This is a genomic window from Streptomyces sp. NPDC048696 (assembly GCF_043198895.1).
Taxonomy (GTDB): Bacteria; Actinomycetota; Actinomycetes; order Streptomycetales; family Streptomycetaceae; genus Streptomyces.
Genome location: NZ_JBICVJ010000021.1, coordinates 106844 through 120159 on the forward strand (window position 1 = coordinate 106844; position 13316 = coordinate 120159).

Sequence of the window (13316 nt, forward strand, 5' to 3'; positions counted from 1 at the left end):
GGGAAGCGGAGTGATCGCCGGTCAACTGACTGCGGAGTCGGCATGCTTACCGGCCGGAAACAAATGGTCCATGCCAATCCCTGGCAGATTGAGACTCATTGCCGTAACAAGATCGTTACCATGGAATGGTGTAATCCGGTTGTGCGCAACGGCGCAGCGTGGCAAGGCTGTTACCCATGATCACGTTACCCGGGGTATTCCTTGGGAAACCACAAGGACGGCTTATAGAGGAGTCTGCCGGGCGTCCTCGCCTCTCGCATCGAATCAGCGGTAGGCCGCACCTGGCAGCCGAAGGTACGCACAGCAGCCCGCAAGCGCGCTGTCGTGAATTTGTGGGGTGGTGTCAGAAGCCATCCGCATTCCGAATGTGAATCGCCGGGTTTTGGCTGGCGGGCATGGACTGCGGTTGGTGACGTAAGAGTTCGGGCGTTCGTCCGCTCGCGTCGCGTTCGTGGAAGTGGCTGATGCCGTCGGTGCTCGGTCTGCTGGAGCCCCGGGAGAAGAAGGTCCGCGCGGGGGTGGCCCGCTTGCGGGACGAGGCCGAGCGGGGCCGGGCCGCGCTCGGCGCTGCGGAAGCCCCGCGGGAACGGCTCGGTCAGGCCCGACAGACTGTCACCGAGGTGCCGGCCGAACCGGACGCCGAGACACCGGGGCAGGTCCAGGTCGCTGCGGCGCCGCGCTCGATGGTGCCGCACCGCGCCAAGGGCGTGGGGGCGCAGGTGCTCACACCGGAGTACCAGCGGATCCTGGCGGTCCCGGAGCCGGAGGCCGACGGCGGGATGCGGGCGAAGCAGATCGCGCTCGCCCTGGGCGAGAAGGCGGCCCCGGCCCGCGTCGAGGGGGTGCGCTCATCGAGCGCGAGTCCGTCGAGCCCGGGCTGCACGCGCTGCCCGTCCGCGAACGACGGATCCTGTACCTGCGCTACTTCCAGGGCATGGCCCAGAAGAACATCGGCCGTGAGCTCGGCATCTCCCAGATGCAGGTGTGCCGCCTGCTCGGACAGTGCTGCGAGCTCCTGCGCGACGAGGCCATGTGGCCCGATCGCCAACGAGGCCGCCATCCCGGCCGGGGGCAGTGTGGCGGCCGGTGTGTCAGATGCCCCGCTCTTCGTCGGGCTCCCGCAACCGCAAGCGCTGTCGGACGCGGCTGACGAGGCGATAGCGTTCCCGCTGTTCTCGCGCCTGCCGGTCGAGTTCCTCGATGAGGCGCTGCGACCGCGCCTCCAGGTCGAGTTCGTCGAGGATCCGATCGATCTCCGCGAGCAGCGCGCCGTGCAACTGCCACTGCCGAGGATGCCGCTGCACCTGGGCGAGCAGTAGGCCGGCGACCCGATCACGGCTCGCGCGCCCGGCCGTCAGTTCAGCTGTCAGCCGTTGCTCCGCTTCCTCGCCATTCGCGCTGACCTGCGTGGTGATCAACACAGCGAAGCTCTCCACGGCCCCGGCCAGATGCTCGAAGACATCCTTCAGCGCGAGACTCACCTCCGTCTCGAAGAGCGTTTCCTCCGTTCGCTCCTTGGCCAGGTCGGTGACCGACCGGCACACCACCCGCAGCACCACCGCCGAGATCTCCAGGGCGTCGAGGCCGGTGCGCAGCACCACTCGCGACAGCAGCCCTTCCTTGACGCGCGGGTTGAGCCGCAGGCTGTCCTCGGCCTGCCGCAGCGAGGCGTCCACCTGCACGATGTCGTGGTCGAGCCGCCGGGCCTCGTGCAACCGAGCCGCCGCCTGCGCCACCGGCGTGTGGCCGCCGACCTCCTCCCCCAGGTCCAGCAACAACCGCCGCATCCGCCCGGCGAGCTCCTCGATGGCCCCGCTGGCGGACTCGACCCAGACGGGCGGCGCGAGCAGCACGTTGAACAGCATGCCGACGCCCGCGCCGATCAGCGTCTCAAGGACGCGGTCCCAGGCGGTCGCCGAAACCCGTGTCACCCCGAGGACGAGCATCGCGCTGATCGCCACCTCGGGGACGAATTCGCCCGCCTTCACGAAACGCCCGACCACCAGCGCCACCAGGATGATCAGCCCCAGGCTCCACCAGGTCAGGCCCACCAGAGCGCTGAAGCCGATGGCCAGCAGCACACCCGCCACCACGGAGTTCACCCTGCGCACGGCGGTGACGAGGGTGGTGAAGAGGGTGACCTGCACGACGAGCAGAGCTGTCAACGGCGCCGTGAGCGGCGCGGGTTCACTGCTCAGCTGAAGTGCCACCACGTAGGAAATGACCGCGGCCGCCGTGGAACGCAGGGTCTGTACCACCGCGGGTTCCCGGCGACGGCGCGCGAAATCGAGGAGAGGGTCAGCGAACTCGGGCAATCGGGCACCTCCCACACCCTCCCTCTTCACGGGCAGGGGCCGGGCGGGGCGGCGAGGCGGACGGCGCTCTCCGGCACGAGGGCGTGGACGAGGGCGTGGACGAGGGCCTCGGGCAGGTGGCCGCGGAGCTGGCGCTGGCTGATGTCGTACTCCTCGGCGGACAGTCCGGGCGGACCACAGGCGGAACGGTTGCGTTCGAACCATCGCACGGCCTCGGCCTGGTTGCCCTGTTGGTGTTCGGCCATCGCCATCAGACAGCCGCAGAGCAGGAAGGCGGCCCTTCGGCCCCTTCCAGCGGGCGCTGCTCGTGGCGGAAACGGTTGGCGCAGTGGTCGGGGGTGACTTCCGTGGCATAGGTGCGCAGCGTGCCTCTCGACCGGCACACCACCGATCACAAGGAAGAATCCACCGTCGCGCCGCAGCGTGATCTTCTACCCCGAAGGACTTACGCATTCGACCACCTAGTCGAACGCGGCCCGCTGGTCGTCGGCCCAGGTCTCGTAGGTGCGCGCTGTACGGCCGATCACGCTTGCCCCGTCGTTGGTAAGCCGGGCGTTTGCCCCCTCCGCGATGAACCGCCGGCCGCGCATCGCTCCGTCAGCGAAGTCCGGGTCCCGGCCGACGGCGATCATCTGTTCCCTCGCCGCCTCCAGCGGCACGTCGACGGTATCGATGGACCGGCCGAGCACCCGACCCTCAGCTCGGTGTTCTCCTCGGTGCCGATGGCGGACAGCTACACCACCTTCCCGACGCCGTGGGACTGCACAGCGTCGAGCATCGCCAGGTCGTGCCGCTCGATCCAGGTGCCCGGCGCGTCCAGCAGGGAGACAGCGTCGACCCCGGCCACCGCGCTGTCGCGGGAGCCACGGTCATCGAAGTCTCCCCGTACGGCCTCCACCGGCAGACTCGCGCCTTGCGGGTTCCGTGTCATCGCCCTGACCCGCTCGCCGCGCTCGGCCAGGAGGCGCGACTCGCTTCCGCGGCCGACCGTGTCTCGTAAGCCCGGGCGCCCGTCGGCGCACACGCAGGTGACCACCCACGTTTTCGAAAGGCGGCACCGGTCACCCGGGGGGAGGCTTGTCCGTACGGTCCGCACAGCCCGTACGAGGAAGATCACGACACGAGCAGCGACGAGAAGGATCGCCATGCCGACTCCCACCGCACCCGTACCCGTAGGTCCGCGGGGCCGCACCTGGGCTCGCTGGCGGCGGGGGCCCGACCTCCCGATCTCCTCGCCCGTGTCCGGAGTCGAGGACGCCAACCGGCGGTTCCTGTTCAGCCCTCCCGTTGTGGGTGCTGCCGGGCGTCGCCGACTGGTGGATGCACCGGCGTACGAGGATCGAGGACACATCGGGGGTCCATGAGTCGGCCGTGCACGCGCTGATGATGACCGAGGCGGGTGTCCCCGTCGCCGTCGGGCTCCTGCGCAGGAAACGGCGCCTGACGTGGTCTTTCACCCGTCAGGCGCCGTCGAGTGGTACAGCCCGGCAACGGGGGCGGCACCGGCCGACTGGCTGCCGACCGTGACGGTCGCTCTCATCGACGGGTCCGCCCCCGCCGCAACCCGGCTGCTGGCGGCTCAGAGGCAGGGCATGCTCATGTAGAGGGCCTGCTCACCGGCCGAGGGCGTGCCCTCGTAGAGGGCGGTGTCCAGCCCGCAGAAGGCGAAGCCCATCCGCCGGTAGGCGCGAATGGCGGGGGCGTTGATGTTGGTGACCTCCAGCCAGATGTGCCCGGCGCCGCGCTCGTGCGCGAAGCCGACGGCGTGGTCCATCAAGGTGCGGCCGACGCCCTGGCCACGGCGGGCGGGCGAGACCTCGATGTCCTCGATGGTCAGCCGCCGGTTCCACGGGTCGTAGGAGACGGCGGCGAAGCCGGCCAGCTCGCCGCCGGCCAGCGCGACCCAGGTCCGGGCGTCCGCGTCCGCCACGTCGTCCCCGTCGTCCGAGGGCTCCTCCTCGGGGAAGACCTTGTGGATGGGCGGGTCCACCGGGACTTCCCGGAGGCCGAACCCGTCATCGGTGACGGTCACCTGGAACACGGAGTGCGTCGTGAAGGAGCCGTCGAGGCTCTGGATGGCCTCGGTGTCCTCGGGGCGAGCCAACCGGTACACAAGGGGCGCGTCGTCAATGGTCATGGCACGAACGTACGACCGGTCTGAGCGGTATTGGCGACTTTCGGCCGAGGTGGGGGCGGAGCATGCAGTGTCATCACGGCATACAGGGGACGTTCGGCAGTCAACCGTGACTGTGGGACACACCGTCCACGCGGTCCTCGACACCGGCCCCGGCGCGGTCACCAGCATGCGCTCGGCGGGCATCGAGGGCAGCTGAACGCCCCCGTCCCAGGCCCGCGGGTCAGGCCGTGACCGCGTCCGACAGGCGTACGAAGCGATAGCCGCTGTCGAGAAGGCGCGGCACGGCAGCGCGCATACCCTTCGCGGTGCCGCCGTGCGGATGGTTCATGTGGCCGATGACGACCGAGCCCGGGCGCACGGCCCGCATGGCCTGCTCCACCTGCGCGGGTGTGAAGGTCGCGCCGCCGTCGCCGTTGACGTCGAAGCTCGCGAAACGCTCCCCGAGATCGGTGACGATCTTGGCGGCCACGTCGTCGCAGTAGGCCGTCCCGGATCGGAAGAAGCGCGGCGGACGACCGAGCAGTCCGGTGAGCTTGGCTCGGTTGCCGGACACCTCGTCGTAGACCTCGCCCGCGTTCCGGGTGCCGGGGATCTGGTAGGCGGAGCGGCCGGAGACGGAGAGCGGGAGGTGCCGGGTGCCGTGGTTGGCGATCTCGAAGAGCGGGTCGGCGGCGAGCTGCTTGAAGATCGCCGGATTCTCGTCGATCCAGCGGGAGTTGAGGAAGAGGGTCGCGGGGACCTGGCGTTCGCGCAGGAAGCCGATGAGCGCGCTGTCGTAGCCGCTGCCGCCCTTGCCGCCGCAGGCGTCGAAGGTCAGCGCGGCCGTCTTCCCGCCGCCCGGCAGCCGGGACAGCGCCCCGGGCACCGTCAGCCCCCAACTGTGCGGGGTCTGTTTGCCGTACCGGGCGACGATCTCGGCCCGCGTCGGAGCACCGGCGACCGGCTCGGAGGCCTGGGGCGAAGGTAGCGAAGGTGTCGCCGACGCGGAGGGCGCGGCAGGAGAGGCAGGGGTGGACTTCCCCTCCCCCGAGGCCCGGGGGGAGCCCTGTCCCGAACACCCGGCGAGCAGCCCACCGGCCACAACCGCCAGCACCGTCCGCCGACTACTCACACCCATCGCGCCGCATCCTCCGAACCCGCACAGCGCCCCTCGCCGCACGAGGTCAGCCTAGCGACGTTGAGGGGTGATGACGGCAGCCGACGCCGTGAGCGCGACAGTACGGCGCGCCGAGTCGAGCGGGCGGCGGCCGCGCCCTCCCGCTGAGCACGACGCGGCATCTGCCCAAGGAAGGGCGGCAAGGCTCTTCGGCCGCCTACCGCGAACTGCGGCACTTGCCGCGCGGCTCCCCTATGCGCAACCGAAATTCGCAACCGGACATCGCAGATCACGCAGAGCGCAGCACCGGGACATCGACATCGTCCGACGCCCAGACCTTGGAGGTATGCGCCTCCGCGCGAGCCGCACCCCCGTCGGCCGAGGCGCCGTGGTCCACCCGCGCCACCAGCGAGCTCCGTGCGTTCTCGAAGACGGACAGCAGCAACCCCCGTGCGCTGACGTCGAATTCATCAGGATCAGCCATGCCGCACCTCCCTGTGCCCTACCCGGCCCGTATGACAGGCCCGGGCACGTATGACAGGCCCGAATGACAGGCCCGAAGCCTCCACTCGTGGTCGAGGACGCCTCGGGTCGTCGGCCGCAACCACGGTGTTTCGGCCAGCTATTTGCAGTTAGCACAGACTCCGGTTTTACGTTCAACCGGCCTGGGTAGGAGTCGTGATCGCGTGTCTTTTCGCTGACCCCCACCAGAAGCGCGAGGTACCCAGATGGTCGGTACGCGGGAGAAATCCATCGAACCGTTGGCGGGTACCTCGCTCGACCTGCCCGTTCCGCGATGATGGCTCCGCGGTATGCCGTCTACCTGATGGCAGCGGTGTACGCGGGTTTCGCCGCCATCGGGCTGGCCAACCTGCTGAAGATATCGGACAGTTCACTCGATTCGTACAGCTCGATCGTGCTGGTGGTCTGTTGCTATGCGATTCAGATGCTGCACTGCAGTCCGTACACCCAGCGGCTACGGGCCCGGTACGGACGCTGGACACTCTGGTTACAGGCGTTCATCGCTTTCGCGCCCGTGCAGACCGGCCATCAATCAGGCATCATGTGCGGATTTCTGGCCGGCGCCGCGACCGTCATTCTCGGTCCCCGTCTTGGCTGGTCTCTCTTCGGGCTCATCGCGATTTCTGTCGTACTGATAGCCCTGGCCGAAGAGGACGGTTTTCTCACTACGCTCTTCATGGCGCTCGCCACCTGTGCCGTGGGTCTGATCACCTTCGCGCTGAGCCGACTCGGGGATCTGGTCTTCGATCTGCACCGGCGGCGCGCGGAGACGGCGTGGGTGGCGGTGTCGAAGGAACGCCTCCGGTTCACCCAGGATCTGCACGACGTACTCAGCTACAGCCTCTCCGCGATCACCCTGAAGAGCGAGCTCTCGTACCGACTGATCGGCACCAATGACGAACGGGCCCGGCGTGAGCTCTCCGAGTCGCTGGAGATCACCCGCAGAACGCTCGCCGAGATCCGATCCGTCGTGCACGGAAACCGCAGGATGCTGCTGTCCAAGGAGATCGAACTGGCCTCCCGGGTCCTCGACTCCGCCGGGCTCACGGTGAGCGTGCAGGGCGAGTTCGACAAGGTGGAGCCCCGGGTCAGCGGCGTCCTGGCCGTCGTCCTGCGCGAGGCGGTCACCAATCTGCTGCGGCACAGCCAGGCGACGCAGTGCCGGATCCAGCTCAGGCGCCACTCCACGCTGCGCGGCCGCACCATCCGGCTCAGCGTCGCCAACGACGGCGCCTCCGGCTCGCTCGCGCCGCTCGCCTCGGAGCGCCGGGGCAGCGGGCTCGACAACATGGCGGCCCGCCTTGAGGCGGTCGACGGCAGCCTGCGCACCTCGGCGGACGGCGGCTGGTTCCGCCTGGAGGCCGAATGCCCGCTGCTGCAGCAAGAACCCACCCCTGCTCCGACGGCTTTCGAGCCGTGCTCAAGCCCTGGTCCCGAGAGTCGGCAGCCGAGCGAACGGAATTGACGGGACCGAATGCCCGGACGCATTCGGTCCCGCCGTGGGCTCCCATCGGCTCTAAGGGGAACCAGTGGAACAGCAGAAGAAGCTGACTCCGCACATGAGGCATTACGAGGAATTCGCCACGGGTGACATCCGCTGGATGCCGTACGTCATGTTCTTCAACCGCCCCGACTTCCGCTCCCCGGTGGTGAACACCGATGCGGGCGGGTTCCGGTTGTCGGCCGGGAAATCGGGTTCGTACTCGCTCCGGGGCACGCTTCCCCAGGGCGAGGTGAGCGTTCTGCTCGGCGCCTCCCCCGCATTCGGATTCGGCGCGACCGGCGACGCCACCACCCTTTCCTCACTGCTTTCCCAAGGGGCGTCGTCGGCCACCTGGCTCAATCTCGCGGCCCCCGCCTTCAATTCGTCCCAGGAAGTCCTCATCTTCCTGATGCACCGCGAACTGCTTCCCGCCATCCGGGACATCGTCGTGTTCTCCGGGCTCAACAACCTGGTCGTCGCGGGGCTGCCCATGGCGGGTTCCGGTTACGGGCAGTTCTTCTTCTCCGGCGAGTTCTTCCGCCAGCTCGGCGCGTCCAACGTGGACCAGGGCGAACAGCCCGGCTGGGCACGGGGAAAGCTCGCCCAGGCGGCCCGCCGCATCGGCCGTGGCGGAGCGCTGGAGGAGGACAAGCCCGCGCTCGCGGACCCCGAGGAGCGCATCGCCATCGCGCTGCGCAACACCGCCCGCGATCTCGACCGGCTCCTCGAACTCGCCGCGCCGACCGGCGCCCGCGTCTGCTATGTACTCCAGCCCACCGCGTCCTGGTCCGGCAAGCGCCTCACGCCGGAGGAGCGGCTCCTCATCGAGGAGAACGACACCGAGCGCGCCCGGATGTGGGACCTCTTCAAGCAGATCCTCGACCCCGCCGTCCACACCGCGTACGCCGAGCAGGTGGAGGCCGCCTGCAAGCAGCGCGGGGTCCCGTTCCTCGACGCCAGCCGGGCACTGAACGCCTCGCCGGACCGCGACCGCTGGCTCTTCCTCGACCAGACACACCTCACCGACGAGGGAAACCGCGTGGTCACCGGCCTCATCGAGGCGGAGTTCGGGCTCGACCGCTGAGCCACACCCACTGAGCCGAACCCGCTGAACCACACCCACTCACCCACCCGAAAGTGAGGTGATCAGCCATGCTCCGAAAGCTCGCCGCGCTGTTCAAACGACGAAAGAAGAAGCGCCGCAACGACAGCTCCATCTACCCGATGTTCTGAGGGGAAGGTCAGCCACTGCCATGTCTTCCCGCTACCGCGGCCTCTATCTGCGCGCCCTGGCTCCCGAGGGCCCGCTGTCGCTCGGCACCGACGATCTGCGCCACGTACGTACGGCACTGGCGACGGATGACGACGACACGGGCGTCGGCACCGGCGCTGGAACGGGCGCCGACGAACAGGAGCTGCCCGGTCTCATCGAGGCGGCCGAGCGCTGGTGCGCGCAGGAGACCGAGCGTTTCCGTGCCGTCCTGGGCGCGCCCGGTCCCGGGCCCGCCGGGCCAGAACAGCAGGAAACCGTACGCCGTGTCCTGCGCAACTGCGCCCCGCTCGCCCTCAGCGCCGGAGCCTGGCTCCAGTGGATCGCCAGCCCCGGCAACTCCGAGACGGAACCGGTCCTCAGAGTCCTCTCCCTGTATGCGTCCGACGTGGGCGCGGGCCGTCCGCTGGCGGACCGGGGCAGTACCTACCGCGCGCTGCTGCGCGGGCACGGGATCGTGGAGGAGCTGCCGGGTGTGCAGCTGGCGAGCAGCGAGCACATCGAGGGTTTCAGCTTCCGGCTGCCCGCGCTGCTGCTCGCGATGAGCCGGCGCCCCGACGCGTTCCTGCCGGAGATCCTCGGCGCCGATCTGTGTCTGCGCACCGTGGGACTGCTGCCCGCGCTGGCGGCGGCGCTGGGTGCGGGCGGCTCCGGGGGCGTGGACCCGCACGCCCTCGACATGGGCGGTCCACGCCCGGGTACCGCGGCGAACGGCCGCGAGCTGTCGCTGGCCGCCACGCGCGCGTACCTGACGGACCGGCACGCCCTCGAAGGCCCGTCCGGCGGCGAGGCCGCGACGCGCCGGCTCCTCGGTGGTTTCCGCTGGGCACTGCGGGCCATACGCGCGTGGAGCGAGCGGTTGCACGGCGAGGCGGCGCTGTCCCGGCACCCCGACTACGGGGTGTGGCGGCTGATCCACGCCCGGGCCCGGCAGGCGGCGGTCTACCACTCCCGCTTCAAACTCGCCGGGCGCCCGCTCTCCGAGTGGTTCGCGGATGTGGACGCGGGCCCGCGACCGTTCCTGACGGCGCTGGCCAAGAGCCCTCTCGTACGCCCCGGAAAGCCGGAGAGGAGCCCGCTGCTCGGGCGGCTGATCGGACCGAAAGGGCCGATGTTCCGGATCTTCACTGACGAGGAGATCGCCACCCTCCACCGGTGGATCGCGCTCCTGCCTGAAGAGGGTTCGGTACTCCACCCGCTGCCCGGGACCGAGTCCGCCCCCCACCGGGAACTGCACCGCGCCCAGGACTCCTGGCACACCCAGGGCAGCGACCTGGCGGCCGGGACGACGAGGACGAGCATCGTCCCACCCCCGTCCCCGCGTGCTCTGACCACCGCCGCCGCCCGCGCCGCCTACCGCGCCCTCCTCGGCCGTGAGGACACCGCGGAGCTGCGCGGTTTCGCCCACGCGTACGCGACCCGCTGGCTGGCCCGGTCCCGCTACGCCATGGATCGCGCCCCGGAACAGCTGCCGCCCCGCTGGGATCCGGAGAACGGGTTACGGGAGTGGCTGGCCCGCGCGCACGACTGGCACGCCGACAGCTTCCAGCGGGGCGAGGCGGTCCTGCCCAGCCGCGCGGAGCTGATCGACTCCACCTTGCAGCTCGCCCCGCTCATCATGATCGACGGTGGCTGGCTCCAGGGGTTCACGGACTACCAGCACGCCTCGTCCCGCTCGGGCCACTTCCTGTTCCGCACCTACTGGGACGAGCTGGGCAACGGCGAGCTGGAGCTCAACCATCCGCGCATCTACCGCGCGTTGCTGCGCGACATGGGCATCGACCTTCCGCCCACCGCGTCACGGGAGTTCAGCGACTGGCCCGGGTTCCGCGACGAGGCCTTCGCCATGCCCGCCTTCTGGCTGAGCGTGTCCCGCTTCCCCGAGACCTTCATGCCGGAGATCCTCGGCCTCAACCTCGCCATGGAGCTCTCCGGAGTCGGCGGCAGCTACCGCGACGCGCGCGTGGCGCTGCGCCACCACGGATTCAGCACCCAGTTCGTGGACCTCCACAACACGATCGACAACGTGGCCACCGGCCACTCGGCCTGGGCGGCCGACGCGATCGACGCCTATCTCGCCGATCTTCCCGGGGTACTGGGTCCCGGCCAGCAGGACACCGTCTGGGCGCGGATCCGGGTGGGCTATCGCTCGCTCAATCCCCCCGGCGGTACGGCCGCCGAGCTGTACGCGACGCTCCGCAGCCGCCGGGTGAACCGCACACGCCGTCCGACCCGCACCTCTCGGATCTGAGGAGCTGACCTCCGCATGGCCACCAACGCACCGGCAACCACCGTTCTGGGCCTCTCGGCCTTCTACCACGACAGCGCCGCCGCCCTGGTCACCGGCCAGGGCATCACGGCGGCAGCCCAGGAGGAGCGCTTCAGCCGCCGCCGCCACGACTCGGCCTTCCCCGAACTGGCCCTGCGCTACTGCCTGGACGAGAGCGGGCTGACCCTCGGCGACCTCGACCGGATCGCGTACTACGAGCGGCCGACCCGCAAGTTCCGCCGGGTCCTGGCGACTTACCTGGGCACCGCGCCCCGCTCCTTCACCTCCTTCCGCGATGTCATGCCGGGCTGGCTGAGCTGGAAGATGCGGACGATCAGCACGGTCAGGGACACACTCACGGGGCTGGGCCTGGGCCCCGTACCGGAGATCGAGTCCTTCGAGCACCACGAGTCGCACGCGGCCTCGGCCTTCCTGCCCAGCCCGTACGAGTCGGCGGCCGTGCTCTGCGTGGACGGGGTGGGCGAATGGACCACGACCTCCATCTGGCACGGCCGGGGCGACCGGGTCGAACCCGTCGCCGAGCTCTCCTTCCCGCACTCCCTCGGGATGCTGTACTCGGCGTTCACGTATTTCTGCGGATTCAAGGTGGACTCCGGCGAGTACAAGCTGATGGGCCTCGCCCCGTACGGCCGGCCCGTCCACGCCGGGGTGATCCGCGAGAACCTCGTCGATGTGAAGGACGACGGCTCGTTCCGGCTCGACACGCGGTACTTCGAGTTCCTGTACGGGCAGGTCATGACCGGCCGGGCGTTCGAGGAGCTGTTCGGCGGGCCGCGCCGGGAGCCCGAAGGGCCGCTCACCCAGCGGGAGTTCGACCTCGCCGCGTCGGTGCAGCTGGTCACCGAGGAGATCATGGTCAAGCTGGCCCGGACCGCGCGCGAGCTGACCGGTGAGTCCAAGCTGTGCATGGCGGGCGGCGTGGCCCTGAACTGCGTGGCCAACGGGCGGATCGTCGAGCGCGAGATCTTCGACGAGGTCTGGGTGCAGCCCGCCGCGGGCGACGCGGGCGGCGCGCTGGGCGCGGCCCTGCTCGCGCAGCGGGGACGGCCCCGGGACCGCACGCTGACCCGTGCCTCCCGTGACGCCATGAGCGGTTCACGCCTCGGCCCGGGGTTCGACAACGACCACGTCCAGGCGTACCTCGACTCCCTCGCGATCCCGCACACCCGGCTGAGCCCCGACGAGCTCTCGCGCAGGGTGGCCGAGCAGCTGGCGGAGGGCAAGGTCGTCGGCTGGTTCCAGGGTCGCATGGAGTTCGGCCCACGCGCCCTCGGCGCCCGCTCCATTCTCGGCGACCCGCGCAACCCCGCGATGCAGTCCGTGATGAACCAGAAGATCAAGTTCCGGGAGTCCTTCCGCCCCTTCGCCCCCATCGTGCTCGCCGAACACGCCCAGGATTACTTCCAGTTGAGCCAGCCGAGCCCGTACATGCTGATCGTCGCCCCCATCGCCGAACAGCAGCGTGTACGGACCGCCGAGCTGGACGGCGGCCTGGACGGTGCGCAGGGTCTGGACCGGCTCCGGATCCCCCGCTCCACCATCCCGGCGGTCACCCACGTGGACTGCTCGGCCCGCGTCCAGACGGTCACACCGGAGCAGGACGCACGGCTGTACGGGCTCCTGCGCGACTTCCACGCGACGACCGGGTGCCCGGTCCTGGTCAACACCTCCTTCAACGTACGGGGCGAACCCATCGTGGCCACCCCCGAGGACGCGTACCGGTGCTTCATGCGCACCAACATCGACACGTTGGCCATGGGTGACTTCCTGCTGGAGAAGACCGCTCAGCCGGAGTGGTCCGAGAAGGAGGACTGGCGCGAACTGATCCCGCTGGACTGACGTTTCGCCCGCTCCAGCGGATCGCGGTTCGCCGCGGACCGAAGATCGACGACCGAAGTTCGAAGCTCAGAGGCTCGAAGATCAGAAGCTCAGAAGCTCGCAATGAGAGGGCTCACCCCATGGCTCCCGCACACCGCGTGTTCGTCTCGACGCTGCTCGCCATCGTCTATCTGCTGGTCGTCACACCGGTCGGCCTCGCGGTACGGCTGCTGCGCGACCCCCTGAAGCGCAGGCCCGACCCGTCGGCCCGGACCTACTGGAACCACAGCCGTGCCTAAGCGCTCCGATATCCAGTCCGTTCTGGTGATCGGCTCTGGTCCGATCGTGATCGGTCAGGCTGCCGAGTTCGATTATTCCGGGACTC

General features: G+C 69.6%; 13 protein-coding genes. 6 read left to right on the forward strand and 7 right to left on the reverse strand.

Translation table 11 applies throughout. The features are described from left to right. Positions 1-457 precede the first annotated feature (457 nt). Positions 458-1150 (forward strand): sigma factor-like helix-turn-helix DNA-binding protein, encoded by a 693-nt coding sequence (locus tag ACGFRG_RS32380; RefSeq protein ID WP_393269749.1) that lies wholly within the window; start codon positions 458-460, stop codon positions 1148-1150. On the opposite strand, the gene ACGFRG_RS32385 is transcribed toward ACGFRG_RS32380, so the two are convergent. The 7 genes from ACGFRG_RS32385 to ACGFRG_RS32415 all read right to left on the reverse strand — a co-directional run bounded on the left by ACGFRG_RS32385 (position 1092) and on the right by ACGFRG_RS32415 (position 6032). Continuing rightward, positions 1092-2315: an aromatic acid exporter family protein gene (locus tag ACGFRG_RS32385; protein ID WP_361432931.1), complete on the reverse strand. Its 1224-nt coding sequence runs from the start codon at positions 2313-2315 to the stop codon at positions 1092-1094. The genes ACGFRG_RS32380 and ACGFRG_RS32385 overlap by 59 nt on opposite strands. A gap of 26 nt (positions 2316-2341) precedes the next feature. Further along, entirely contained in the window at positions 2342-2560 is a 219-nt protein-coding gene (locus tag ACGFRG_RS32390) for a hypothetical protein (RefSeq protein ID WP_393269715.1), read from the reverse strand. A gap of 216 nt (positions 2561-2776) precedes the next feature. After that, a complete protein-coding gene (locus ACGFRG_RS32395) occupies positions 2777-3004 on the reverse strand; it encodes a hypothetical protein (protein WP_393269718.1) in 228 nt (75 codons plus the stop codon). A gap of 44 nt (positions 3005-3048) precedes the next feature. Then, positions 3049-3246, reverse strand: a complete 198-nt coding sequence (locus tag ACGFRG_RS32400) for a hypothetical protein (RefSeq protein ID WP_361432926.1) — start codon at positions 3244-3246, stop codon at positions 3049-3051. Between the two features lie 648 nt (positions 3247-3894). Continuing rightward, complete coding sequence (locus ACGFRG_RS32405; RefSeq protein WP_361432923.1) at positions 3895-4452, reverse strand: GNAT family N-acetyltransferase; 558 nt, start codon at positions 4450-4452, stop codon at positions 3895-3897. A gap of 220 nt (positions 4453-4672) precedes the next feature. Beyond that, positions 4673-5317, reverse strand: coding sequence for a polysaccharide deacetylase family protein (locus ACGFRG_RS32410; RefSeq protein WP_361432920.1), 645 nt, complete (start codon positions 5315-5317; stop codon positions 4673-4675). A 520-nt stretch (positions 5318-5837) separates the two neighbouring features. Next, positions 5838-6032: a hypothetical protein gene (locus tag ACGFRG_RS32415; protein WP_393269722.1), complete on the reverse strand. Its 195-nt coding sequence runs from the start codon at positions 6030-6032 to the stop codon at positions 5838-5840. 342 nt (positions 6033-6374) lie between these two features. Between ACGFRG_RS32415 and ACGFRG_RS32420 the strand changes: the two genes are divergently transcribed. From ACGFRG_RS32420 to ACGFRG_RS32440, 5 genes are all read left to right on the forward strand, one after another. After that, positions 6375-7535: a sensor histidine kinase gene (locus tag ACGFRG_RS32420; RefSeq protein ID WP_393269725.1), complete on the forward strand. Its 1161-nt coding sequence runs from the start codon at positions 6375-6377 to the stop codon at positions 7533-7535. Between the two features lie 64 nt (positions 7536-7599). After that, a complete protein-coding gene (locus ACGFRG_RS32425; RefSeq protein WP_393269728.1) occupies positions 7600-8637 on the forward strand; it encodes an IopA in 1038 nt (345 codons plus the stop codon). A 169-nt stretch (positions 8638-8806) separates the two neighbouring features. After that, complete coding sequence (locus ACGFRG_RS32430) at positions 8807-11074, forward strand: iron-containing redox enzyme family protein (protein ID WP_393269731.1); 2268 nt, start codon at positions 8807-8809, stop codon at positions 11072-11074. A gap of 15 nt (positions 11075-11089) precedes the next feature. Beyond that, on the forward strand, positions 11090-12952 hold the full coding sequence (locus ACGFRG_RS32435) for a carbamoyltransferase (protein ID WP_393269733.1): 1863 nt from the start codon (positions 11090-11092) through the stop codon (positions 12950-12952). 119 nt (positions 12953-13071) lie between these two features. Next, entirely contained in the window at positions 13072-13230 is a 159-nt protein-coding gene (locus ACGFRG_RS32440; RefSeq protein ID WP_188271692.1) for a hypothetical protein, read from the forward strand. The last annotated feature ends 86 nt before the right edge of the window (positions 13231-13316 follow it).